The organism is Pseudomonas citronellolis (assembly GCF_900112375.1).
Classification (GTDB): Bacteria; Pseudomonadota; Gammaproteobacteria; order Pseudomonadales; family Pseudomonadaceae; genus Pseudomonas; species Pseudomonas citronellolis.
This window is the reverse complement of sequence record NZ_FOLS01000009.1, coordinates 54,399-77,054: the sequence shown is the minus strand read 5'-3', so window position 1 is coordinate 77,054 and position 22,656 is coordinate 54,399. Positions and strand designations below refer to the sequence as shown.

The 22,656-nt window shown below is 67.4% G+C and carries 23 protein-coding genes; 20 read left to right on the top strand and 3 right to left on the bottom strand.

What is annotated here, in order from left to right; genetic code table 11:
* Nucleotides 1-20: 20 nt before the first annotated feature.
* The 4 genes from tmk to BM060_RS10560 all read left to right on the top strand — a co-directional run bounded on the left by tmk (nucleotide 21) and on the right by BM060_RS10560 (nucleotide 2,873).
* Complete coding sequence (gene tmk / locus BM060_RS10575; protein WP_074979839.1) at nucleotides 21-653, top strand: dTMP kinase; 633 nt, start codon at nucleotides 21-23, stop codon at nucleotides 651-653.
* Nucleotides 646-1,632 carry a DNA polymerase III subunit delta' gene (locus tag BM060_RS10570; RefSeq protein ID WP_074979836.1) on the top strand — a complete coding sequence of 329 codons (987 nt, stop codon included), beginning with the start codon at nucleotides 646-648 and terminating at the stop codon, nucleotides 1,630-1,632. The genes tmk and BM060_RS10570 overlap by 8 nt, the downstream gene beginning before the upstream one ends.
* A gap of 34 nt (nucleotides 1,633-1,666) precedes the next feature.
* A complete protein-coding gene (locus tag BM060_RS10565) occupies nucleotides 1,667-2,023 on the top strand; it encodes a PilZ domain-containing protein (RefSeq protein WP_009621447.1) in 357 nt (118 codons plus the stop codon).
* A gap of 73 nt (nucleotides 2,024-2,096) precedes the next feature.
* Nucleotides 2,097-2,873, top strand: coding sequence for a TatD family hydrolase (locus BM060_RS10560; protein WP_074979834.1), 777 nt, complete (start codon nucleotides 2,097-2,099; stop codon nucleotides 2,871-2,873).
* Nucleotides 2,874-3,448: 575 nt separating this feature from the next.
* Here the strand turns inward: BM060_RS10560 and BM060_RS10555 are convergent.
* Nucleotides 3,449-4,582, bottom strand: coding sequence for an aminotransferase class V-fold PLP-dependent enzyme (locus BM060_RS10555; RefSeq protein WP_074979832.1), 1,134 nt, complete (start codon nucleotides 4,580-4,582; stop codon nucleotides 3,449-3,451).
* 84 nt (nucleotides 4,583-4,666) lie between these two features.
* On the opposite strand from BM060_RS10555, the gene BM060_RS10550 reads away from it, so the two are divergent.
* The 5 genes from BM060_RS10550 (at nucleotide 4,667) to BM060_RS10530 (ending at nucleotide 8,510) form a co-directional block, all read left to right on the top strand.
* Nucleotides 4,667-5,305, top strand: coding sequence for a TetR/AcrR family transcriptional regulator (locus tag BM060_RS10550; RefSeq protein ID WP_009621451.1), 639 nt, complete (start codon nucleotides 4,667-4,669; stop codon nucleotides 5,303-5,305).
* A gap of 83 nt (nucleotides 5,306-5,388) precedes the next feature.
* A complete protein-coding gene (locus BM060_RS10545; RefSeq protein ID WP_074979829.1) occupies nucleotides 5,389-6,357 on the top strand; it encodes a GTP 3',8-cyclase MoaA in 969 nt (322 codons plus the stop codon).
* Between the two features lie 29 nt (nucleotides 6,358-6,386).
* The gene (locus BM060_RS10540; protein ID WP_074979826.1) at nucleotides 6,387-7,277 is read left to right on the top strand and encodes a radical SAM protein; all 891 of its coding nucleotides are present in this window, start codon (nucleotides 6,387-6,389) and stop codon (nucleotides 7,275-7,277) included.
* A gap of 64 nt (nucleotides 7,278-7,341) precedes the next feature.
* Complete coding sequence (locus tag BM060_RS10535) at nucleotides 7,342-7,953, top strand: DUF4823 domain-containing protein (RefSeq protein WP_074979824.1); 612 nt, start codon at nucleotides 7,342-7,344, stop codon at nucleotides 7,951-7,953.
* Complete coding sequence (locus tag BM060_RS10530) at nucleotides 7,950-8,510, top strand: DUF1285 domain-containing protein (protein WP_074979821.1); 561 nt, start codon at nucleotides 7,950-7,952, stop codon at nucleotides 8,508-8,510. The genes BM060_RS10535 and BM060_RS10530 overlap by 4 nt, the downstream gene beginning before the upstream one ends.
* Nucleotides 8,511-8,872: 362 nt before the next feature.
* On the opposite strand, the gene BM060_RS10525 is transcribed toward BM060_RS10530, so the two are convergent.
* Nucleotides 8,873-10,528, bottom strand: a complete 1,656-nt coding sequence (locus BM060_RS10525; protein WP_074979819.1) for an electron transfer flavoprotein-ubiquinone oxidoreductase — start codon at nucleotides 10,526-10,528, stop codon at nucleotides 8,873-8,875.
* A 346-nt stretch (nucleotides 10,529-10,874) separates the two neighbouring features.
* On the opposite strand from BM060_RS10525, the gene BM060_RS10520 reads away from it, so the two are divergent.
* The 3 genes from BM060_RS10520 (at nucleotide 10,875) to fabV (ending at nucleotide 13,953) form a co-directional block, all read left to right on the top strand.
* Entirely contained in the window at nucleotides 10,875-11,624 is a 750-nt protein-coding gene (locus BM060_RS10520; RefSeq protein ID WP_009621462.1) for an electron transfer flavoprotein subunit beta/FixA family protein, read from the top strand.
* Nucleotides 11,624-12,553, top strand: coding sequence for an electron transfer flavoprotein subunit alpha/FixB family protein (locus tag BM060_RS10515; protein WP_009621464.1), 930 nt, complete (start codon nucleotides 11,624-11,626; stop codon nucleotides 12,551-12,553). The genes BM060_RS10520 and BM060_RS10515 overlap by 1 nt, the downstream gene beginning before the upstream one ends.
* 203 nt (nucleotides 12,554-12,756) lie before the next feature.
* Nucleotides 12,757-13,953: an enoyl-ACP reductase FabV gene (gene fabV, locus BM060_RS10510; protein ID WP_074979817.1), complete on the top strand. Its 1,197-nt coding sequence runs from the start codon at nucleotides 12,757-12,759 to the stop codon at nucleotides 13,951-13,953.
* 58 nt (nucleotides 13,954-14,011) lie between these two features.
* Here fabV and BM060_RS10505 read toward each other — a convergent pair whose 3' ends face one another.
* A complete protein-coding gene (locus tag BM060_RS10505; protein ID WP_074979815.1) occupies nucleotides 14,012-14,962 on the bottom strand; it encodes an alpha/beta fold hydrolase in 951 nt (316 codons plus the stop codon).
* Between the two features lie 212 nt (nucleotides 14,963-15,174).
* Here BM060_RS10505 and BM060_RS10500 point away from each other — a divergent pair, with 212 nt between their 5' ends.
* From BM060_RS10500 to BM060_RS10465, 8 genes are all read left to right on the top strand, one after another.
* Nucleotides 15,175-15,993, top strand: coding sequence for a substrate-binding periplasmic protein (locus BM060_RS10500; RefSeq protein ID WP_074979812.1), 819 nt, complete (start codon nucleotides 15,175-15,177; stop codon nucleotides 15,991-15,993).
* A gap of 25 nt (nucleotides 15,994-16,018) precedes the next feature.
* Nucleotides 16,019-16,360 carry a DUF4398 domain-containing protein gene (locus BM060_RS10495; protein WP_074979810.1) on the top strand — a complete coding sequence of 114 codons (342 nt, stop codon included), beginning with the start codon at nucleotides 16,019-16,021 and terminating at the stop codon, nucleotides 16,358-16,360.
* The gene (locus BM060_RS10490) at nucleotides 16,357-17,169 is read left to right on the top strand and encodes an OmpA family protein (protein ID WP_074979808.1); all 813 of its coding nucleotides are present in this window, start codon (nucleotides 16,357-16,359) and stop codon (nucleotides 17,167-17,169) included. The genes BM060_RS10495 and BM060_RS10490 overlap by 4 nt, the downstream gene beginning before the upstream one ends.
* Before the next feature lie 140 nt (nucleotides 17,170-17,309).
* On the top strand, nucleotides 17,310-17,945 hold the full coding sequence (locus tag BM060_RS10485; RefSeq protein ID WP_074979806.1) for a response regulator: 636 nt from the start codon (nucleotides 17,310-17,312) through the stop codon (nucleotides 17,943-17,945).
* Nucleotides 17,946-18,074: 129 nt separating this feature from the next.
* Complete coding sequence (locus BM060_RS10480; RefSeq protein WP_043267229.1) at nucleotides 18,075-19,514, top strand: aminotransferase-like domain-containing protein; 1,440 nt, start codon at nucleotides 18,075-18,077, stop codon at nucleotides 19,512-19,514.
* A gap of 206 nt (nucleotides 19,515-19,720) precedes the next feature.
* A complete protein-coding gene (locus BM060_RS10475; RefSeq protein ID WP_074979804.1) occupies nucleotides 19,721-21,373 on the top strand; it encodes a vWA domain-containing protein in 1,653 nt (550 codons plus the stop codon).
* Nucleotide 21,374: 1 nt separating this feature from the next.
* Complete coding sequence (locus tag BM060_RS10470) at nucleotides 21,375-21,959, top strand: RNA polymerase sigma factor (protein WP_074979802.1); 585 nt, start codon at nucleotides 21,375-21,377, stop codon at nucleotides 21,957-21,959.
* On the top strand, nucleotides 21,956-22,588 hold the full coding sequence (locus BM060_RS10465) for a hypothetical protein (RefSeq protein ID WP_074979800.1): 633 nt from the start codon (nucleotides 21,956-21,958) through the stop codon (nucleotides 22,586-22,588). The genes BM060_RS10470 and BM060_RS10465 overlap by 4 nt, the downstream gene beginning before the upstream one ends.
* Nucleotides 22,589-22,656 lie beyond the last annotated feature (68 nt).

Genomic DNA, 22,656 nt, shown 5'->3' with positions numbered 1-22,656 from the left:
ACAGACAGAAGGAGAGCCGAGTGAGCGGCCTGTTCGTCACCCTGGAAGGCCCCGAAGGCGCGGGCAAGACCACCAACCGCGAGTACCTGGCCGAGCGCCTGCGCGAACGCGGCGTGGAAGTGCAGCTGACCCGCGAGCCCGGCGGCACGCCGCTGGCCGAGCGCATCCGCGACCTGCTGCTGGCCCCCAGTGACGAGCCGATGGCGGTGGATACCGAGCTGCTGCTGATGTTCGCCGCCCGCGCCCAGCACATCGCCCAGGTCATCCGCCCGGCCCTGGCCCGCGGCGCCGTGGTGCTCTGCGACCGCTTCACCGACGCCACCTACGCCTACCAGGGCGGTGGCCGCGGCCTGCCGGAGTCGCGCATCGCCGAGCTGGAACGCTTCGTCCAGGGCGACCTGCGCCCGGACCTGACGCTGGTCTTCGACCTGCCGGTGGAAGTCGGTCTGGCCCGCGCCGCCGCTCGTGGCCGCCTGGACCGCTTCGAGCAGGAAGGCCGCGAATTCTTCGAGGCGGTGCGCCAGACCTACCTGCGTCGCGCCGCCGACGAGCCGCGGCGCTACCAGGTGCTCGACGCCGCGCAGCCGCTGGCGCGCGTGCAGGCCGACATCGAGGCCCTGCTGCCGAACCTGCTGGAGCGCCTGCATGGCTGAGATCTACTCCTGGCAGGCCACGCTCTGGCAGCAGCTCAGCGGCCGCCCGCGGCATGCCCACGCCTACCTGCTGCACGGCCCGGCCGGCATCGGCAAGCGCGCCCTGGCCGACAACCTGGTGGCCCTGCTGCTCTGCCAGCACCCGGCCGGCGGCCGCGCCTGCGGCCAGTGCAAGGGCTGCCAGCTGCTGGCCGCCGGCACCCATCCGGACTTCTTCCTGCTGGAGCCGGAAGAGCCGGAGAAGCCCATCCGCGTCGACCAAGTCCGCGAACTGGTGGACTTCGTGGTGCAGACCGCGCAGCTGGGCGGGCGCAAGGTGGTGCTGCTGGAACCGGCCGAGGCGATGAACCTCAACTCCGCCAACGCCCTGCTCAAGAGCCTGGAGGAGCCCTCCGGCGACACCGTGCTGCTGCTGATCAGCCACCAGCCCAGCCGCCTGCTGCCGACCATCAAGAGCCGCTGCGTGCAGCAGGCCTGCCCGCAGCCGAGCGCCGAGCAGAGCCGCGCCTACCTGGCCAGCGTGCTGCCCGGCGAGGACGCCGCCGCGCTCGACGAGCTGCTGGTCCTGGCCGGCGGCTCGCCGCTGACCGCCCAGCGCCTGTACGGCCAGGGCGTGCGCGAACAACGCGCGCTGGTGGTGGAGGGAGTGAAGAAGCTGCTCAAGCAGCAGATCGCCCCCGGCCAACTGGCGGAAAGCTGGAACGCCGTGCCGCTGCCGCTGCTGTTCGACTGGTTCTGCGACTGGGCGCTGGGCATCCTGCGCTACCAACTGACCCGCGACGAGGCGGGGCTGGGCCTGGCGGACATGCGCAAGGTGGTGCAGTACCTGGCGGAGAAGTCCACCCAGCCCAAGGTCATGGCGATCCAGGACTGGTTGCTGGAGCACCGGCAGAAAGTCCTGAACAAGGCCAACCTCAACCGTGCCCTGCTTCTCGAAGCCCTGCTCGCGCAGTGGGCAAGCCTGCCGGGGCCGGGCTAGAATCGGCCAATCGGATCATCGCTAGGACAGCCGCATGAGCTTGCCACCGAACCTGGGACCGCGTAACGGTATCCTGTCCCTGACCATCAAGGACAAGTCCGTACTCTATGCCGCGTACATGCCGTTCATCCGCAACGGCGGGCTGTTCATCCCGACCAACAAGACCTACAAGCTGGGCGACGAGGTCTTCATGCTGCTCAACCTGATGGACGAGCCGGAGAAGATCCCGGTGGCCGGCAAGGTGGTCTGGATCACCCCGAAGGGCGCCCAGGGCAACCGCGCCGCGGGTATCGGCGTGCAGTTCAACGACGGCGACAACACCGCGCGCAACAAGATCGAGACCTACCTGGCCGGGGCGCTGAAGTCCGACAGGCCGACCCACACCATGTAATCCGCGGCAGACGTACCGTCGAACGCAGGAGGCGCCCGAAGGGGCGCTTCGTCATTTCCGGAGTAGCCTTTCCATGCTCGTCGATTCCCATTGCCACCTCGACCGCCTCGACCTGGCCGCCCACGGCGGCTCGCTCGACGCTGCGCTGGACGCCGCGCGCGCCCGGGGCGTCGGGCAGTTCCTGTGCATCGGCGTCAGCGCCGACAACGCCCGGGCGGTCAAGGACCTGGCCGAGCGCTACGCCGACGTGCACTGCTCGGTGGGCGTCCACCCGCTGGACCTGGAACCCGGCGCAGCCCCGGCCCTGGACTGGCTGCTGGCCGAACTGAACCACCCGCGGGTGGTGGCCATCGGCGAGACCGGCCTGGACTACCACTACGAACCCGAAGCCGCCGAACTGCAGCAGGAAGCCTTCCGCCTGCACCTGGAGGCGGCGAAGCTCACCGGCAAGCCGGTCATCGTCCACACCCGCGAGGCCCGCGCCGACACCCTGGCGCTGCTGCGCGAGGCGGCGCTGCCCCAAGCCGGCGTGCTGCACTGCTTCACCGAGGACTGGGAAATGGCCAAGGCGGCGCTGGACATCGGCTTCTACATCTCGCTGTCGGGCATAGTCACCTTCCGCAACGCCGAAGCCCTGCGCGAAGTGGCCCGCCAGGTACCGGCCGACCGCCTGCTGGTGGAAACCGATTCGCCGTACCTGGCGCCGGTACCGCACCGCGGCAAGCCGAACCTGCCGGAGTACGTGCGCGAGGTGGCTGAGTACCTGGCTGTGCTGCGGGGGGTGAGTTTCGAGGTGTTGGCTGAGCAGACTACGGCTAATTTCAGGCGGTTGTTCCCGTTGGCGGCGTGATGCTCGGTGGTTCGTGCCACCGGCTAGCTCCATGCACGGCGAGCCCAATCGCGGACGGAGTCCGCTCCTACGACCGTGCTTTCCTGGACCCTCTGCGGACGTCTCCGGGGCGCCGAGGCGCTCTTCGTAGGATGGGTTGAGCCTTGGCGAAACCCATGCGGTCGTGGTGATGGGTATCGCTTCGCTCAACCCATCCTACGGGGTGTCATATTTGCCGGAAGGTGTAGGAGCGGACTCCGTCCGCGATTCGGCGGATAACGCCCTACGGCTTTACAGAAAGAGGGCACACAACCCCAATTATTTCACGCACATAAAAAAAACCCGGGTTCTGGGGGATGAATCCGGGTCAAGACCATTAGGAGTGTAACAATAAGGTACGCGATCCTCGGTACCTTCACTGGCGGGGCACTTGGGGGGAGATGCCGCACACCAGTAAGTTGAAGTATTGGCCAAGATGGCAGAGCTTCCACAACCACCCGGCGGTTTTTTAAACAGATTTGGAATACTGCCGCGCCCATGGCCTGCCATTTACCGCTTGCCAGCGGGGCCAGGCCCCCTGGCTCGCGGGTTGCGGCTTATTCCCGGGCCAGGGCCGAGATGATGGCCAGTGTGTCCTCTATCACGTTTTCCGGCGTGTAGAAGTGCGGCGAGAAGCGCACCCCGGCGCCGCGCTGGATGCATACCACCTGTTCGGCCTTCAGCCGCTCGTGCAGGCGGGCGTTGTCCCAGCCGTCCAGGCTGACGGTCAGGATGCCGGCCCGGCGCTCGGGTTGCAGCGGGCTGTGCAGGCGCGCTCCGGGGATGCGTTGCAGGCCATCCTGCAAGGCCTGTACCCGTTCGGCCAGGGCTGCGCCGACCGCCGGCATGCCGAATTCCTCCAGCAGCCCCAGGCTGGCGTCCAGGGCCACGGCACCGAGCATGTTCGGGCTGCCGCATTCGAAGCGCCGTGCGCTGCGCGCCGGCTGCCAATCGGTCTGGTTGTAGTTGCCGGCGTTCTCCAGCATGTGCCAGCCGTATTCCTGCAACGACAGCAGGTCGCGCTCGGCGGCGCGGCAGTAGAACACCCCCAGGCCCTCGGGGCCGAGCATCCACTTGTGGCCGTCGGCCATGGCGAAGGCGCAGTCGTAGGCCTGGGCGTCGAAGGGCAGGGCGCCCAGTTGCTGGATGGCATCGATGCAGAACAGCACACCACGCTGGCGGCAGCCGGCGCCGAGGCGCTCCAGGTCCATGCGCAGGCCGCTGGCGTACTGCACGGCGCTGATCGACAGCAGGCGCGTGCGCGGCCCGCAGGCGGCCAGCAGGTCGGCCTCGGGATCGGCGCCTTCCAGGCTCACCTGGATGACCTCCACCCCGCGGGGTTTCAGGGCTTCCCAGACGACGCGGTTGGAGGGGAATTCCTGGTCGCTGATCACCACCTGGTCGCCGGGGCGCCAGTCGAGTCCGAAGGCCACGAAGGAAAGGGCTTCGGACGTATTCTTCACCAGGGCGACGTCGCCCGTGGTGGCGGCGCCGACCAGCTGCGCAAGGCGCTGGCGCAGGCGGTTCTCCACCTGCAGCCACTGCGGATAGTCGCGCGCTCCCAGGCGGATGTTCTCGCTGGCGAAGGCGGCGACGGCGTCGGCGCTACGCTTGGGCCAGGGCGCCACGGCGGCGTGGTTCAGGTAGCGCAGGCCGGGTTCCTGGGGAAACTCGAAAGAAAGCGGATTCATGGCGGATGTTCCGTGCATTTTGGCGCTGAATAGGCATAATACGCGGCTCCGGATTTTGACTATTTTTGACCGAACAGTCTTTTTATGCAGAAAGAGCCACGCAAGGTTCGCGAATTCCGTCGTCGCGAACAGGAGATCCTCGACACCGCCCTCAAGCTGTTCCTTGAGCAGGGCGAAGACAGTGTCACGGTCGAGATGATCGCCGATGCCGTGGGTATCGGCAAAGGCACCATCTACAAGCACTTCAAGTCGAAGGCGGAGATCTACCTGCGCCTGATGCTCGACTACGAGCGCGACCTGGCTGCGCTGTTCCACTCCGAGGACGTCGCCCGCGACAAGGAACGCCTGTCGCGCGCCTACTTCGAGTTCCGCATGCGCGATCCGCAGCGCTACCGCCTGTTCGACCGCCTGGAAGAGAAGGTGGTGAAGAACAGCCAGGTGCCGGAGATGGTCGAGGAACTGCACAAGATCCGCGAATCCAACTTCGAGCGCTTGAGCCAGTTGATCAAGGAGCGCATCGCCGCCGGCAAGCTGGAAGACGTGCCCGCGTACTTCCACTACTGCGCGGCCTGGGCCCTGGTGCACGGCGCCGTGGCGCTGTACCACTCGCCGTTCTGGCGCGAGGTGCTGGAGGACCAGGAGGGCTTCTTCCAGTTCCTCATGGACATCGGCGTGCGCATGGGCAACAAGCGCAAGCGCGACGGCGACACCCCTGCCGCCTGAGCCAATGTCGGCGGCGCTTTCGGGCCGCCGCCGCGGCCCGGCGGGGATATACTGACAGAACCACTCTCCGCCGGAGTCGATCGATGATCGTCGACCGCCAGGGCAGGCGCTTCCGCAACCTGCGCGTCAGCCTTACCGCCGCCTGCAACTACGCCTGCACCTATTGCGTGCCGGACGGCAAGCGCCTGGTCGCCGCGCAGGACGAGCTGTCCGCGCAGAGCCTGGTGCGCGGCGTGGCCTACCTGATCGAGGCCGCCGGCATCGAACGCCTGCGCGTCACCGGCGGCGAACCCCTGGTCAGCCCCAAGCTCGACGAATTCCTGCATGGCGTCAGCCACCTGGGCCTGAAGGACATCAGCCTGACCAGCAACGGCCAGCTGCTTTCGCGCAAGCTGCCGCTGCTGCTGGAATGCGGCATCCGCCGGCTGAACGTTTCCCTCGACACCCTGGACGCCGCGGCCTTCCGCGGCATCGCCCGCGGCGGCGACCTGGCCACTGTGCTCAAGGGGCTGGACGAAGCCAGCGCCGCGGGCATGAAGGTCAAGGTCAACATGGTGCCGCTGCGCGGGCAGAACCTCGACCAGGTCGTCCCGCTGCTGGACTACTGCCTGGCGCGTGGCTTCGAACTGCGCTTCATCGAGCTGATGCGCATGGGCCACCTGGCCCGCGACGGCAACGCCTTCGCCAGCCAGTTCGTCGGCCTGCGCGAGCTGCTCGAACTGATCGGCCGCGACCATCCCTACATCCAGGCCGACGCCCCGGTGGACGCCACCGCGCTGCGCTACGAAGTGCCGGGGCAGGGCTTCTTCGGCGTGATCGCCAACGAAAGCGTACCCTTCTGCCGCACCTGCTCGCGCCTGCGCCTGTCCTCCACCGGCTGGCTGCACGGCTGCCTGTCCTCCAGCAACCGCCACTACGTCGGCGACCTGCTCGACAAGCCGCGCCACCAGGCCCTGCCGGCACTGCAGCGGCTGCTGGTGAAGGCCCTGGCGGACAAGCAGGAAGTGGCCTTCTCCGGCGGCGTCACGGTGATGAAGATCATCGGCGGCTGAAACCCGACATTCCCCAAGCCAAGCGATCCATGCACGACTTCCCCATTTCCTATATCGAACCGGTGTTCCGCCCGCCGAGCGAGGCGCATTCGCTGATCCTGCCGGTGACCAACGGCTGTTCCTGGAACCAGTGCGGCTTCTGCGAGATGTACACGCAGCCGCAGAAGAAATTCCGCGCCCGCGACGAGGCCGAAGTGCTGGAGGAGATCCGCCGCTGCGGCGAGCGCCTGATCGTCCAGCGCGTGTTCCTCGCCGACGGCGATGCCCTGGTGCTGCCGACGCGACGCCTGCTGAACGTCCTGCGGGCGATCCGCGAGCACCTGCCGGAGGTGCGGCGGGTGTCCAGCTACTGCCTGCCGCGCAACCTGCGCAAGAAGTCGGTGGCGGAGCTGAAGGAACTGGCCGACGCCGGGCTGGGCATGGCCTACGTCGGCGCCGAGTCCGGCGACGACGAGGTGCTGGCGCGGGTGAACAAGGGCGAGACCTACGCCTCGACCCTCGATGCCCTGGGCAAGCTCGGCCAGGCCGGCATCAAGCGCTCGGTGATGATCCTCAACGGCCTCGGCGGCCAGGGGCTGAGCGAGCAGCACGCGGACAACTCGGCGCGGCTGATGAACGCCGCGCAGCCGGAGTTCCTCTCCACCCTGGTGGTCAGCTTCCCCACCGGCGAGCAGCGTTTCCGCGAAGGCTTCCCCGATTTTCAGCCGTTGGGCCAGGCCCAGCTGTTCGCCGAGGTCGAGCGCCTGCTGCAGGGCCTGGAGCTGCGCGACACTGTGTTCCGCAGCGACCACGCCTCCAACTACCTTGTGCTCAAGGGTGTGCTCGGCACCGACAAGCCGCGCCTGCTGGCCCAGGTGCGCGAGGCCATCGAGCGGCCGCAGCAGGCGAAGCTGCGCCAGGAATGGCAGCGCGGCCTGTGATGGCGCGGAAGCTGCATCCGTCCGGCCAACGCCGGTTTTTCGACGCCGGCCGCGGAGAGATCGAATGCGCTACCTGTTGTTGACCCTGGCCCTGGCTGCGCTGGCCGGCTGCATGAAGCCCAGCGACATGGCCGAACGCACCGGCTACTACATGGGCGACGCCGGCTTCCTCGACCACAGCCACACCCGCCGCACGGGGAACTGGCGGGTGCAGCCGGACTCCTTCATCTACATCGCCCAGGGGCACTTCGTGCCGCCGGGGCATCCCTATGCGCGGCCCAACGTGGTGGCGGAGGAGGCCTTCAAGGGCTTCGTCGAATACTTCCCGCAGGTGCGCCGGGCCAAGGCCCCGGAGGGCCTGGACGAGGCCATGCAGGAGGCGCGGGCGGCCGGCGCCGACTACCTGCTGTACACGCGCTTCGCCCGCGGCGAGGACAATGTGGGAAACTGGGAAGAGTACGAAGACACCGACAACGACGTCGGACGCGACCGCAGCGTGATCCAGGTGATGCTGATCGACACCGGCAACCGTTTTCTGCTGGACAGCGCCACCATCCGCAGCCGCGGCGGTTTCCTGACGTTCTACGACGCCCGGCCCGAGGACCTGATCGGGCCGCCGCTGGAAGGCTACGCCCGCAGCCTGCTGGGGGTGAAGGCGACCGAGGAGTTCCAATGACCGATACAGGCAAGGCCGGCGACCTGCTGGCGCAGATTCCCGCCAGCAAGGGCCTGCCGCCCGTGCACCTGTGGAACCCGCCGTTCTGCGGCGACATCGACATGCGCATCGCCCGCGACGGCACCTGGTACTACCTGGGCACGCCCATCGGGCGCAAGCCGATGGTCAAGCTGTTCTCCAGCATCATCCGCCGCGATGGCGACGACTACTTCCTGATCACCCCGGTGGAGAAGTGCGGCATCCGCGTCGACGATGCGCCTTTCGTCGCCGTGACGCTGAGCGTGGAAGGGCAGGGCGAGGCCCAGCAACTGCGCTTCACCAGCAACGTCGAGGACGAGTTCGTCGCCGGCCCCGAACACCCGATCCGCGTCGACATCGACCCGCAGACCCAGGAACCGGCGCCCTACGTGCTGGTGCGCAGCAACCTGGAGGCGCTGATCCACCGCAACGTCTTCTACCAACTGGTCGAACTGGCCGTGCCGCGCCTGATCGATGGCCAGGAATGGCTGGGCGTGTGGAGCGGCGGCGAGTTCTTCGCCATCGGCCCGCAGCCGTGACCGGCGGGTCCCGGAGCGGCCGGTAGTTCGCGGAAGGTGTCGCTACAGCGGTTGGGGCCTCAAGCCCCTGCGCCCGTGCTCCTTGTAGGAGCGCGCCCTGCGCGCGATTCGCGGGCAGGGCCCGCTCCTACAGTCCAGCAACTGTCTTGCCGGCTGCGCCGAGGTGCTCTTCGTAGGAGCGAGCTTGCTCGCGAATGAGCCCTGCAACGGAGTCTGTTCGCGAGCAAGCTCGCTCCTACGAAAAGCCGTGCTCGCCTGCAATGTAGGAGCGGACTCCGGCCGCGCCAGGTTTGCTCTTACGACAGGCACAAAAAAACGCCGTTTCCTGTGAGGGAAACGGCGTTCTTCATTACACGGCGGCCTTACATGTTGGGATAGTTCGGCCCGCCGGTGCCTTCCGGGGCGATCCAGGTGATGTTCTGCGCCGGGTCCTTGATGTCGCAGGTCTTGCAGTGCACGCAGTTCTGCGCGTTGATCTGGAAGCGCTTGCTGCCGTCGTCGTTGCTCACCACTTCGTACACGCCGGCCGGGCAGTAGCGCTGCGCGGGCTCGTCGTAGAGCGGCAGGTTCTTGGTGATCGGCACGCTCGGGTCGGTCAGCTTGAGGTGGATCGGCTGGTCTTCTTCGTGGTTGGTGTTGGAGAGGAACACCGAGGAGAGCTTGTCGAAGCTCAGCTTGCCGTCCGGTTTCGGGTAGTCGATCTTCGGCGCTTCGCTTGCCTTCTTCAGGCTGGCGTAGTCCGGGGTGGTGTCGTGCAGGGTGAGCGGGATCTTGCCGCCGAAGAAGTTCTGGTCGATGAAGTTGAAGGCACCGCCGCCGATGGCGCCGAACTTGTGGATGGCCGCGCCGAAGTTGCGGCTGCGGAACAGCTCGTCGTACAGCCAGCTGGCCTTGAAGGCGTCCACGTAGTTGCTCAGCTCGTCGCCGCCTTCACGGCCGGCGGCCAGGGCTTCGGCGATGGCCTCGGCGGCCAGCATGCCGGACTTCATGGCGGTGTGGCTGCCCTTGATCTTGGCGAAGTTCAGGGTGCCCAGGTCGCAGCCGATCAGCGCGCCGCCGGGGAAGACCATCTTCGGCAGCGAGTTCAGGCCGCCCTTGCAGATGGCGCGGGCGCCGTAGGCCACGCGCTTGCCGCCTTCGAGGTACTGGTTGATCACCGGGTGGTGCTTGTAGCGCTGGAACTCGTCGAAGGGCGACAGGTGCGGGTTGCTGTAGGACAGGTCGATGATCAGGCCGACCACCACCTGGTTGTTCTCCAGGTGATAGAGGAAGGAGCCGCCCGGGTTGTCGTCGTTCAACGGCCAGCCGGCGGTGTGCACCACCTGGCCCTGGTCGTGCTTGGCCGGGTCGATGTCCCAGATTTCCTTGATGCCGATGCCGTAGTGCTGGGCGTCGGCTTCGCTGTCGAGTTTGTACTTCCTGATCAGCTGTTTGCCGATGTGGCCACGGCAGCCTTCGGCGAACAGGGTGTACTTGGCGCGCAGCTCCATACCCGGGGTGTAGTACCCTTCTTTCGGATTGCCTTCACGGTCGACGCCCAGGTCGCCGGTGACGATGCCGCGGACCACGCCGTTCTCGTCGATCAGCGCTTCCTGGGCGGCGAAGCCCGGGTAGATCTCGACGCCCAGGCCCTCGGCCTGCTGGGCCAGCCAGCGGCACAGGTTGCCCAGGGAGATGATGTAGTTGCCCTCGTTGTGCATGGTCTTGGGCACGAAGAAGTTCGGCACCCTGGTGGCGGCCTGGTCGTTCTTCAGGACGTAGATGTCGTCGCGCTTGACCGGAGTGTTCAGCGGGGCTTCGAGTTCCTTCCAGTTGGGGAACAGCTCGTTCAGCGCGCGGGGCTCGAACACGGCGCCGGAGAGAATGTGGGCGCCTACTTCGGAACCCTTCTCGACCACGCAGACGCTGATCTCCTGACCCGCGTCGGCGGCCTTCTGCTTCAGTCGGCATGCGGCGGACAGACCGGCGGGGCCGGCGCCGACGATGACGACGTCGAATTCCATGTATTCGCGTTCCACTTCTCGATCTCTCCTAACTCAAGGCTCTACAGGCTATTTGTTGGTATGGGGCCGGGGGCGCTACCCCGGACAGAGCGGGGCGCAATTATAGCGACAGGGCCCAGCATAGTTATACCCCCCGTTTTGGGCAATACAAACGTTTGTTTGAAATGCGCGGAAGCCTGATAGAATCGGCTTCCGCGCCTTATGAACGGGCATTCACGCGTATTGACCCGACAGGGCGATGCGGTCAAGATAGCCACGGTTTTGCGGTCGCGGTCTCGCTGGATGTAGTCGCAGATGGCGTGCACTACCGGCCAGGCCTGTCTGGCGACATTCCTATTCACCGGAGAAAAACGAGGAATCCATGAAGGTTCTTGTAGCTGTCAAACGAGTGGTTGACTATAACGTCAAGGTCCGCGTCAAGGCGGACAACTCCGGCGTCGATCTCGCCAACGTGAAAATGTCCATGAACCCCTTCTGCGAAATCGCCGTGGAAGAGGCCGTGCGTCTGAAGGAAAAAGGCGTCGCCACTGAAATCGTCGCCGTTTCCGTCGGCCCGACCGCGGCCCAGGAACAACTGCGCACCGCCCTGGCCCTGGGCGCCGACCGCGCCATCCTGGTCGAGACCAACGAAGAACTGAATTCCCTGGCCATCGCCAAGGCCCTGAAGGCCGTGGTCGACAAAGAGCAGCCGCAGCTGGTCATCCTCGGCAAGCAGGCCATCGACAGCGACAACAACCAGACCGGCCAGATGCTGGCCGCGCTGACCGGCTACGCCCAGGGCACCTTCGCCTCCAAGGTCGAAGTCGCTGGCGACAAGGTCAACGTCACCCGTGAAATCGACGGCGGTCTGCAGACCGTTGCGCTGAACCTGCCGGCGATCGTCACCACCGACCTGCGCCTGAACGAGCCGCGCTACGCGTCGCTGCCGAACATCATGAAAGCGAAGAAGAAGCCGCTGGACGTGGTGACCCCGGACGCCCTCGGCGTTTCCACCGCTTCCACCGTGAAGACCCTGAAAGTGGAAGCTCCGGCTGCCCGCAGCGCCGGCATCAAGGTCAAGTCCGTGGCTGAACTGGTCGAGAAACTGAAGAACGAGGCGAAAGTAATCTGATGGCTATCCTGGTAATCGCTGAGCACAACAACGGCGTCCTGGGCGCTGCCACCCTGAACACCGTCGCTGCCGCACAGAAGATCGGTGGCGATGTCGCCGTGCTGGTCGCCGGCCAGAACGTCGGCGCCGTGGCCGAAGCCGCCGCCAAGATCGCGGGCGTTGCCAAGGTGCTGGTCGCCGACAACGCCGCCTACGCCCACCAACTGCCGGAGAACGTCGCTCCGCTGGTCGCCGAACTCGGCAAGGGCTACAGCCACATCCTGGCCGCCGCCACCACCAACGGCAAGAACTACCTGCCGCGCGTCGCCGCGCTGCTGGATGTCGACCAGATCTCCGAGATCATCGACGTGGTCAGCGCCGACACCTTCAAGCGCCCGATCTACGCCGGCAACGCCATCGCCACCGTGCAGTCCTCGGCCCCGGTCAAGGTCATCACCGTGCGCACCACCGGCTTCGACGCCGTCGCCGCCGAAGGCGGTTCGGCTGCCGTCGAGCAGGTTTCCGGCCCGGCCGACGCCGGCAAGTCCGCCTTCGTCGGCGAAGAGCTGGCCAAGTCCGACCGTCCGGAACTGACCGCCGCCAAGATCGTGGTCTCCGGTGGCCGCGGCATGGGCAACGGCGACAACTTCAAGATCCTCTACGCCCTGGCCGACAAGCTGGGCGCTGCCGTCGGTGCTTCCCGCGCCGCCGTCGACGCCGGCTTCGTGCCGAACGACATGCAGGTCGGCCAGACCGGCAAGATCGTTGCCCCGCAGCTCTACATCGCCGTGGGCATCTCCGGTGCCATCCAGCACCTGGCGGGCATGAAGGACTCGAAAGTCATCGTGGCCATCAACAAGGACGAAGAGGCGCCGATCTTCCAGGTCGCCGACTACGGCCTGGTTGGCGATCTGTTCGAGCTCGTACCGGAGCTGGAAAAGGCCGTCTGAGCCTGAACCGCTGACGAAGGAACCCGCTCCCAGGAGCGGGTTCTTTCATTTCGGGCCCCGGGTTTCCCGTGTTCGCCGCAGGGGATGACCCACTGGTCACGAATCTTCTCCCGGTTGCGCCCAAGAGAAGGTGTCTCATCTACAATGCGCAACGTCTTCAGTACCTGAACCTGTTCTAACGGCACCTGGCAAACGAGGTTTTCATGATCATCAAACCGCGCGTGCGTGGCTTCATCTGCGTCACTACCCATCCGACCGGCTGCGAAGCCAACGTCAAGGAACAGATCGAGTACGTCGAGGCGCATGGCCCCATCGCCAACGGTCCGAAGAAGGTCCTGGTGATCGGCTCGTCCACCGGCTACGGCCTGGCCGCGCGCATCAGCGCCGCCTTCGGCGCCGGCGCCGCCACCCTGGGCGTGTTCTTCGAGCGCCCGGGCAGCGAGACCAAGGCCGGCACCGCCGGCTGGTACAACTCGGCGGCCTTCGAGAAGTTCGCCCACGCCAAGGGCCTGTACGCCCGCAGCATCAACGGCGACGCCTTCTCCGACGAGGTGAAGAAGGTCACCATCGAAACCATCAAGCAGGACCTGGGCAAGGTCGACCTGGTGGTCTACAGCCTGGCCGCCCCGCGCCGCACCCATCCGAAGACCGGAGAAGTCTTCAACTCGGTGCTCAAGCCGGTGGGCAAGGCCGTGAACTTCCGTGGCCTGGACACCGACAAGGAAGTGATCAAGGAAAGCGTGATGGAGCCGGCGACCCCCGAGGAGATCGCCAACACCGTCGCGGTGATGGGTGGCGAAGACTGGCAGATGTGGATGGACGCGCTGCAGGAAGCCGGCGTGCTGGCCGATGGCGTGAAGACCACCGCCTTCACCTACCTGGGCGAAGAGATCACCCACGACCTGTACTGGAACGGCTCCATCGGCGCCGCCAAGAAGGACCTGGACCAGAAGGTCCTGGGCATTCGCGAGAAGCTGGCCGCCACCGGCGGTGACGCCCGCGTATCCGTGCTCAAGGCCGTGGTCACCCAGGCCAGCTCGGCCATCCCGATGATGCCGCTGTACCTGTCGCTGCTGTTCAAGGTGATGAAGGAGAAGGGCACCCACGAGGGTTGCATCGAGCAGGTCGACGGCCTGTTCCGCGACAGCCTCTACGGCAGCCAGCCGCACCTGGACGCCGACGGCCGCCTGCGCGCCGACTACAAGGAGCTGCAGCCGGACGTACAGGACAAGGTGAAGGCGCTGTGGAACCAGGTGACCAACGAGAACCTGTACCAGCTGACCGACTTCACCGGCTACAAGACCGAGTTCCTGCGCCTGTTCGGCTTCGAGATCGCCGGCGTGGACTACGAGCAGGACGTCAATCCGGACGTGCAGATTCCCGGTCTGATCCAGCTTTAAGCGCTGATCTTCGCTCTGCACAGAACCGGCGCCCAGGCGCCGGTTCTGCATTTTGGCTTCAGCGAGCCGCGGTGCGCTGGGCCTTGGCCTGTTCGAGGAAGTCCAGGTAGTGGCTGGCGGTCTCTTCCGGGCGCTCGATCATCGGCACGTGGCCGCAGTCGCGCAGGATGGCCACGCTGGGATGCCTGAGCAGCGGCTTCATCACCTCGATGCTGGAAACGTCCAGCACGCGGTCGCGGTCGCCCCACAGCAGCAGGGTGGGCGCGGTGATCTTCGGCAGCTCCGGCTCCAGCGGGATGTAGCGCTCGCGCAGCTGGCCGAAGATGTAGGCGTTGAGCTGGCTGCGCTGCACGCCGCGCTCGCCCAGGTACAGTTGCAGGCGCTCGGGCATCGGCGGGCGCTGGTAGAAGACGAAGTCCATCAGCCCGGAAAAGTCCTCGGGGCGGCTCAGCACCAGCGGGTTGGGCTGCCCGCCGAGCAGGCGCTTGAACAGCTCGCTCTGTTGCGGGGCCATGATCCCGGCGTTGTCGAACAGGCCCACGGAGAAGGCCATGCCCGGATGCCGCGCGGCCATCAGCGCGACTATCTGCCCGCCCATGGAATTGCCCACCAGGTGCAGGCGGCCGATGTCCAGGGCCTTGGCGAAGTCCACCAGGCGCTCGGCCTGGGTGCCGACGTCGTAGCTGATGGTCTGGGGCTGGCTGCTTTCGCCGAAACCGGGCAGGTCGGGGATGAGCACGTGGTAGCGCGAGGTCAGGAAGCGGGCGAAGCGCGGCCAGTTGTCCTTGTCGGCGCCGAAGCCGTGGACCAGCAGGACAGTCTCCGCCTCGCGCGGGCCGCCCTCGTAGTAGCGGATGTCCAGGCCGTCGACGCGCACGCTCTGCTCGTCCAGTCCAGCGCGGGTGCGCTCGACGAACTGGGCGCTGGCCAGCAGGGTGGAAGGGAAGGCGTAGAGCACGCCGGCGCCGGCGGCCAGCAGCAGGACGAGGGCGAGCAGGACTTTCTTCATCGGTGATCCTTGTGACCGGGGTAACGGAAATTCAGAGTCGGGACGGGAACGCGACGGTTCCCGGCATGGCGTATCCACCTGAACAGTGACATGCTGCACTGGCGTCCGAATTCGCCTAGTCTGACCCTTCGCTCAGAACTTTTTCTTACAGAAGCTAGCATGCCGTCGTCATACGCATCGCCCTCCCTTTCGCCGGTTCGCGAGGACCGCGCATGATCAGGCGCAGCCGCGTCCTGCTGGCCATGGTCGGCCTGCTGGCGCTGCATGCCCACGCCCAGAGCAGCCAGTGTTCGGTGCTGGTGGCCAGCGGCAACCCGGAATACCCGCCGTTCCTCTGGCGCGACCCGGCCCAGCCGGAGCGCCTGGTCGGGGCCAGCGCCGAGCTGCTGGAGCAGTTGGGCAAGGCCATGGGCGTGAGCATCCGCGTGCGCTACACCGGCTCCTGGGCCCGCGCCCAGGAAGAGGCGCGCCTGGGCCGCGTCGACCTGCTCGCTGGCGCCTTCCTCACGCCCGAGCGCGAGGCGATCATGGACTACATCCGCCCGGCCTTCCTCAGCACCGACAACGTGGTCTGGGTGCACAAGGGCGAAGGCTTCCCCTACGCCCGCTGGGAAGACCTGCGCGGCCACAAGGGCGGCACCCTGGTGAACAACAGCTTCGGCGCCGCCTTCGACGACTTCGCCGAGCAGCAGCTGACCCTGGAAGAGGTGCCCAGCGTGGCCCAGGCCTTCCAGAAGCTGGCCCTGGGGCGCACCGACTACGTGCTCTACGAGCGCTTCCCCGGCCTGGCCACGGCGGCCCGGCTGGGCCTGCAGCAGCGCCTGCAGCCGCTGGAACCGCCGATCTCCAGCGAAGGGCTGTACCTGACCCTGGCCCACGCCTCGCCCTGCTACGGCCCGGAACTGCGCGGACAACTGCAGGAAAAGATGACAGAATTGATCGCCGCCGGCGTACCGCAGCGCCTGTTGCAGCGCAACCTGCAGCGCTGGCAGGCCGAGCAAGCGCGGTCCGCCGTCTCTCCCACGCAGTAGAGAAGATTTCGTGAGCAAGCCAAGCATGACCCTCCCCGGGCTGTTGCTGTGCGCCCTGGCGGGATGCGCCAACGACCCGCTTCCCAACGAGCAGATGCGCCTCACCGAGCAGGCCCTGGACCAGGCCCGGGCGGTCGGCGCCACGGACGAGGTGGCCGAGTTCAAGCTGGCCGAGGACAAGTACCAGGCTGCCCGCGAAGCCATGGCCGGCGCCGCCAACAAGCGCGCCCGGCAGCTCGCCGAGCAGGCCGAGCTGGACGCGCGCCTGGCCGAGGCCAAGGTGCTGACCGGCAAGAGCGCCGCGCAACTGGCCGAGCAGGGCAAGAGCATCCAGCGCCTGCGCCGCCAACTGGGGGAAGTGAAATGAGCCCGCGCCAGTTGATGCCATGCGGCCTGGTCGCCGCCGCCCTGGCCCTGGCGGGCTGCACCCACGGGCAGCTCGCCGAGCAGTCCCTGGAGCGCGCGCGCAGCGAGTTCCAGGCGGTCAAGGACGACACCGGCGTGCTGCACAGCGCGCCGCGCGACGTGATCCGCGCCGGCGAGTCGCTGGCCCGCGCCGAGCGCCTGTCCAGCTACTGGGGCAGCAACGACGACGTGCTGCAGTACGCCTACCTCAGCCAGCGCTACAGCGAGATCGCCCGCGAGCGCAGCAACCTGACGCTGAACCAGGAGCGCCTGGCCCGCCAGCAGCTCGACCGCGAGCGCCTGCAGCTGGCCCTGCGCGAGGCCAAGCTGGCCAGCGTGCAGGAGCAGAGCAAGTGGCTGGAAGAGCAGATGGTCAGCCTGGCCACCGACCAGACCGAGCGCGGCCTGGTGCTGACCCTCGGCGACGTGCTGTTCGACAGCGGCGAGTCCGACCTCAAGCCCGCCGCCAACCGCACCGTGCTCAAGCTGGTGCAGTTCCTCCAGCTCAACCCGCGGCGGGTGATCCGCATCGAGGGCTACACCGACAACCAGGGCGACGAGCAGGAGAACCAGCAGTTGTCCCGGGACCGCGCCCAGGCGGTGGCCGACGTGCTCACCGACCTCGGCGTGGACGCCAAGCGCATCCAGGTGCAGGGCTTCGGCGAGGCCTACCCGGTGGCGGACAACGCCTCGTCCCTGGGCCGCGCGCAGAACCGCCGCGTGGAAATCGTCTTCTCCGACGACAAGGGCCAGCTCGGCGCCCAGCGCTGAGCCCCCGGCGCCGGGCAGGCAGGCCCGGCGCTGCTAACCTGTTGGCAGGGCGGCATCTCGAAGCTGTTCGAGGGTCGCCTTGGCGAAAATACGCCGATGGGACCACCCCACTCCGGGGCGTCCGCCAGCAGGAACCCGCAATGCCCTTCAAACGTGAAACTCTCAAAGCCCTCGTCGCCGATGCCCAGCCGCTGACCGGCTGGGGGTTGCAGCGCTACCTGGCCGACCAGGGCCAGGTGCAGGTGCTGGACTGGGTCACCGATACAGATTCGCTGCTGCGCCAGTTGAGCGAACGCCCCGACCTCGATCTGCTGATCACCGAGATGGCCTTGCCCGGCTCGCGCGGGCGCGATGGCGTGCACTTGCTCGAATGGCTGCAGCGCAACTACCCGCAGCTCAAGGTGCTGGTCTACTCGGTGTCGGGGGCGCCGCTGATGGCGCGGGCCTCGCTCAAGTGCGGCGCCAGCGCCTATGTCTGCAAGCGCAGCCCGTTGTCGGTACTGGACGAGGCGGTGACGCGGATTCGCCAGGGGCTGACCTACACCGACCCCACCCTGCGCCCGCAGCGCCATACCGGCCAGCCGCTGAGCCCCACCGAGATCGACATCCTGCTCCGCCTGTCCCATGGCGCCACGGTAGGCGAGATCGCCGAGCGCACCAGCCGCAGCGTTTCCACCATCAGCACCCACAAGCGCAACGCCATGAGGAAGCTGGGCGTGACCAACGACGCGCAACTGGTGATCGCCGGCATGCTGGACTGGCTCGGCGAGTTCTGAGGCGCTCTGGCGCGCGGCCTGCGCCGATCATCGGCGGCGGGCTGTATCGGTATGTTTCCCTGCTACTGTTCTGGAACAGTTTCGAGTTTTTGGCTACTGTTTCGGTCCAATGCCCGAGGGATCGCCGCCATGAGCAATCTGCTTCTGTACCAACGCATCGCCCAGCAACTCGCCGAGGACATCCGCCGCGGCGTCTACCAGCCGGGCGAGCGCGTGCCCTCGGTACGCAAGCTGAGCACCCAGCTCAACGTCAGCCACGCCACCGTGCTGCAGGCCTACGCCACCCTGGAGGACCAGGGGCTGATCCGCGCGCGCCCGCAGTCCGGCTTCTACGTGCACCACACCCCGGCGCTGACCGCCTCGACCCCGGACATCGCGCGGGTCGAGCGCCCCGGCCTGGTGACCCGCAGCAGCATCATCAACCAGGTGCTGGCCGAGGCGCGCCGCGAGGGCGTGTTCCCCCTGGGCGCGGCGGTGCCGCACGTGGACTACCTGCCGGTGCGCGCGCTGCACCAGCAACTGGCCAAGGTCACCCGCTTCTCCAGCCCGCGGGCCTTCAGCTACATGTTCAGCCCCGGCTACGAGCCGCTGCGCCGTCAGGTGGCGATCCGCATGCGCGACGCCGGCGTGGTGGTCGATCCCAGCCAGGTGACCATCACCCACGGCTGCGTGGATGCCATCCACATGGCGCTGCGGGTGATGACCCGCCCCGGCGACCTGATCGCCACCGAGTCGCCCAGCTACTACGGCCTGCTGCAACTGGCCGACATCCTCGGCCTGAAGGTCATCGAGATCCCCAGCGACCCGCTCACCGGCATCAGCCTGGAAGCCCTGCAGCTGGCCGCCAACCAGTGGCCGATCAAGGCCCTGGTGCTGACCGCGCGGCTGTCCAACCCGCTGGGCGGGACCATCCCCGAGGAGCGCCAGAAGCAACTGCTCAAGCTCACCTCCGAGCACAACATCGGGGTGATCGAGGACGACATCTACGGCGAGCTGATGTTCGACGAGGGCCAGACCAAGTCACTCAAGGCCCACGACCGCGAGGGCAGGGTGGTGTACTGCTCGAGCTTCTCCAAGACCATCTCGCCGGGGGTGCGCATCGGCTGGATCATCGCCGAGCGCTACCAGGAGGAAATCCGCCGCCTGCAGACCTTCACCACCCATTCGGCGTGCACGGTGACGCAGATGGGCGTGGCCGCCTACCTGGAGAACGGCGGCTACGACCGCCACCTGCGCTACATCCGCCAGGAGTACCGCAAGAACATGACCGCCTACCAGCTGGCGGTGCAGCAGTACTTCCCGGAGGGCACGCAGATGACCCGGCCCAAGGGCGGCTTCATCCTCTGGGTCAGCCTGCCGGCCAAGGTGAACACCAAGGAACTGCACGTGCGCGCGCTGGAGCAGGGCATCAGCATCGCCCCGGGGCTGATCTTCAGCAACACCGAGCAGTTCAACAACTGCCTGCGCCTGACCTGCGGCATCCCGTGGAACCGTGAGGCGGAGCGGGCGATCATGACCCTCGGCATGCTGGCCTGCCAGCTGTGCCAGGAGGAGCAGATCGCTGCCTGAAACAAGGGCGTAGGGCGTATAACCGTTCGCGGTTATACGCCGCCTGGCCTCGATCCCAGACGACTCCGAGGTCAACCCGGGCGTTGGCTGCAACCTGGGTGTAACGGCGTACAACCGCGAACGGTTGTACGCCCTACGTTGATGCTTAACCCGTTTTGGCTGACGGCCTCGTCTGAAGGTTTGACTCCTTCACCGAGGCCGCCGTCATGTCCCTTCCCGCTTCCGCCTTCCGTCCCGTCGCCATCGGCCTGCTGCTGGCCGTGGGCGGTTGTGGCCAGTCCACCCAGCAACAGGCCGCCCAGCCTTCGATGACGAAACAGGCGCCGCTCGCCGACCTGGCCGCCAAGAGCGAGGCCCGCCGTGCTGCCACGCCGATGCTGGAAAGCTACGCCTTGCCGGTGGCGCCCGAGCCGCTGCCGGCCGGCTACCGCGACCAGGACCGCGAGCAGTACCAGAAGCTGGCGCAGAACCCGGTGCACAGCGTCGCCGAGGCGCCGGTATCGACCTTCAGCATCGACGTGGACACCGGCAGCTACGCCAACGTCCGCCGCCTGCTCAACGAGGGCCGCCTGCCGCCCCAGGGTGCGGTGCGCCTGGAAGAGATGCTCAACTACTTCCCCTATGCCTACGCGCCGCCCAGCGACGACAGCCCCTTCGGCATCACCACCGAGCTGGCGCCGTCGCCGTGGAACCCGCACACCCGGCTGCTGCGCATCGGCATCAAGGCTTCGGAGCGCAGCGTCGAGCAACTGCCGCCGGCCAACCTGGTGTTCCTGGTGGACGTCTCCGGCTCCATGGACCGCCGCGAAGGCCTGCCGCTGGTGAAGGGCACCCTCAAGCTGCTGGTGGACCAGTTGCGGCCGCAGGACAAGGTGTCGCTGGTGGTCTATGCCGGCGACTCGCGGGTGGTGCTGGAACCCACTTCCGGCAAGGACAAGGCGAAGATCCGCGCCGCCATCGAGCAATTGCAGGCCGGTGGCTCCACCGCTGGCGCGGCAGGCATCGAACTGGCCTACCGCATGGCGCAGCAGGGCTTCATCGACAAGGGCATCAACCGCATCCTGCTGGCCACCGACGGTGACTTCAACGTCGGTGTCAGCGACTTCGACAGCCTCAAGGCCATGGCCGCCGAGAAGCGCCGCAGCGGGGTGTCGCTGACCACCCTGGGCTTCGGCGTGGACAACTACAACGAGCGCATGATGGAGCAGCTGGCCGACGCCGGCGACGGCAATTACGCCTACATCGACAACCTGCGAGAGGCGCGCAAGGTGCTGGTGGAACAGCTCAGCTCGACCCTCGCGGTGCTGGCGAAGAACGTGAAGCTCCAGCTGGAATTCAATCCCGCGCAGGTCAGCGAGTACCGCCTGCTGGGCTACGAGAACCGCGCGCTGAAACGCGAGGACTTCAACAACGACCAGGTCGACGCCGGCGAGATCGGTGCCGGGCACACGGTCACCGCGCTCTACGAGATCGTCCCGAAAGGGCAGAAGGGCTGGCTCGAGCCGCTGCGCTACCAGGCCGAGGCCAAGCCCGCCGGCAAGGGCGACGAACTGGCCTGGCTGCGGGTGCGCTGGCAGAAGCCGGAGGGTGGGCCCAGCCAGCTCGTCGAACGCCCGATAGCCAGCAGCGGCGCCAGCGACCTGGCCCGGGCCAGCGACGACCTGCGCTTCGCCGCGGCGGTGGCGGCCTTCGCCCAGCAACTCGACGGCGCGCGCTACACCGGCGGCTTCGACCTGGGCGATACTCTGGCCCTGGCCCGAAGCGCGCGCGGCGAGGACCCGTTCGGCCTGCGCGGTGAATTCCTCCAGCTCGTCGAGCTGGCGCGCAGCCTGCAAACCCCCTTGGCACGGAACCCCTGACTTGACCACGGACGAAGACGACGCCGCGTTGCTGCGGCGCTACCGCAAAGGCGATGCCGAGGCCTTCGCCACGCTCTACGCGCGCCATCGCCTGGGCCTGTACCGCTTCCTCTGCGGCCTGGGCGGCGACGTCGCGCAGGCCGAGGAAGTGTTCCAGGAAACCTGGCTGAGCCTGATCCGCAGCGACAGCGAGCCCGAGGGCCGGGCCAGCTTCCGCACCTGGCTGTACCGGATCGCCCGCAACCGGCTGATCGACCACTGGCGGCGCAACGGCCGGCGCAGCGCGCAGCACGAGGCCTTCGACGAGCAGTTGCACGGCGAGGCACTACCCGGCGAGGCCGAGGACCCGCTGCAGCAACTGAGCCTGAGCCGCGACCGCGAGCGTCTGCAACAGGCCCTGGAGGCATTGCCCGGCGAGCAGCGCGAAGTGTTCCTGCTGCGCGCCCACGGCGACCTGGAGCTGCAGGAGATCGCCGAACTGACCCGCACGCCCGCCGAGACGGTGAAGAGCCGCCTGCGTTACGCGTTGCAGAAACTGCGCCGGTTGCTCGCCGACCCGGCGGCGACCCAGGAGGTAGCCCCATGACCCGCCATCCGCAGCGGCCGGACGCCGAGGAAGCCGAGCTGCTCGAGCATTTCCGCCGGCACGGCGGCGAGCAGCCCCCGGCGCAGCTGGACGCCCGCATCCTGGCCGCGGCCCGCGCCGCCGTGCAGCCGCGCGCGAGTGCCTGGCAACGCCTGGGCCGCTGGCTGTTCGGCCGGCCACAGCGCTGGTCGGTGGCCCTGGCCGGGGTGGCGACCCTGGGCATCGGCCTGAGCCTGGCCTTGCGCACCTTCGAAGAAGCCCCGCACTACGATGCCGTCGCACCGGCCATGGCCCCGGCGCCCAAGGCCGAATCCATGGCCCGCTCCGCCCGCCAGGCCGCCCCGGCGCTGTACTCGGCGCCGGCCGCCCCCGCCGCGGCGCCGGCTCCGCAACTGGAGCAACGCAAGCAGATGGCGGAAAGCGCGGTAGCAGCCGACGCGGCCGCGCCCATGGCCAAGCGCAGCGCCGAGCCGGTCCCGGCGGAACCGCAGGCCAGCCTGCGGCGCCTGGCCGAGCTGCGGCGGCAGGGCGACCAGGCGGCCGCCACGAGGCTGCGCGAGGACCTGCAGCGGCGCTATCCGCGACTGGATATCGACGCCGAGCTGCGGCGCCTGGAGGCCCACCCTTGAGAGCCTGAGCGCGTCTATCGGAATTGCCTTCGGATTGATCTGAGCCTCTTGTCTTACAGATCAACTAA

Bases quoted from the DNA above. Each gene is read 5' to 3' on its own strand.
- BM060_RS10505 (WP_074979815.1), bottom strand. From the start codon at position 14,962: ATGAAGAAAGTCCTGCTCGCCCTCGTCCTGCTGCTGGCCGCCGGCGCC.
- BM060_RS10530 (WP_074979821.1), top strand. From the start codon at position 7,950: ATGACCGATACAGGCAAGGCCGGCGACCTGCTGGCGCAGATTCCCGCC.
- BM060_RS10550 (WP_009621451.1), top strand. From the start codon at position 4,667: ATGCAGAAAGAGCCACGCAAGGTTCGCGAATTCCGTCGTCGCGAACAG.
- BM060_RS10480 (WP_043267229.1), top strand. From the start codon at position 18,075: ATGAGCAATCTGCTTCTGTACCAACGCATCGCCCAGCAACTCGCCGAG.
- fabV (WP_074979817.1), top strand. From the start codon at position 12,757: ATGATCATCAAACCGCGCGTGCGTGGCTTCATCTGCGTCACTACCCAT.
- BM060_RS10545 (WP_074979829.1), top strand. From the start codon at position 5,389: ATGATCGTCGACCGCCAGGGCAGGCGCTTCCGCAACCTGCGCGTCAGC.
- BM060_RS10555 (WP_074979832.1), bottom strand. From the start codon at position 4,582: ATGAATCCGCTTTCTTTCGAGTTTCCCCAGGAACCCGGCCTGCGCTAC.
- BM060_RS10540 (WP_074979826.1), top strand. From the start codon at position 6,387: ATGCACGACTTCCCCATTTCCTATATCGAACCGGTGTTCCGCCCGCCG.
- BM060_RS10535 (WP_074979824.1), top strand. From the start codon at position 7,342: ATGCGCTACCTGTTGTTGACCCTGGCCCTGGCTGCGCTGGCCGGCTGC.
- BM060_RS10570 (WP_074979836.1), top strand. From the start codon at position 646: ATGGCTGAGATCTACTCCTGGCAGGCCACGCTCTGGCAGCAGCTCAGC.
- BM060_RS10490 (WP_074979808.1), top strand. From the start codon at position 16,357: ATGAGCCCGCGCCAGTTGATGCCATGCGGCCTGGTCGCCGCCGCCCTG.
- BM060_RS10465 (WP_074979800.1), top strand. From the start codon at position 21,956: ATGACCCGCCATCCGCAGCGGCCGGACGCCGAGGAAGCCGAGCTGCTC.
- BM060_RS10565 (WP_009621447.1), top strand. From the start codon at position 1,667: ATGAGCTTGCCACCGAACCTGGGACCGCGTAACGGTATCCTGTCCCTG.
- BM060_RS10495 (WP_074979810.1), top strand. From the start codon at position 16,019: ATGACCCTCCCCGGGCTGTTGCTGTGCGCCCTGGCGGGATGCGCCAAC.
- BM060_RS10560 (WP_074979834.1), top strand. From the start codon at position 2,097: ATGCTCGTCGATTCCCATTGCCACCTCGACCGCCTCGACCTGGCCGCC.
- BM060_RS10515 (WP_009621464.1), top strand. From the start codon at position 11,624: ATGGCTATCCTGGTAATCGCTGAGCACAACAACGGCGTCCTGGGCGCT.
- BM060_RS10520 (WP_009621462.1), top strand. From the start codon at position 10,875: ATGAAGGTTCTTGTAGCTGTCAAACGAGTGGTTGACTATAACGTCAAG.
- BM060_RS10485 (WP_074979806.1), top strand. From the start codon at position 17,310: ATGCCCTTCAAACGTGAAACTCTCAAAGCCCTCGTCGCCGATGCCCAG.
- BM060_RS10475 (WP_074979804.1), top strand. From the start codon at position 19,721: ATGTCCCTTCCCGCTTCCGCCTTCCGTCCCGTCGCCATCGGCCTGCTG.
- BM060_RS10500 (WP_074979812.1), top strand. From the start codon at position 15,175: ATGATCAGGCGCAGCCGCGTCCTGCTGGCCATGGTCGGCCTGCTGGCG.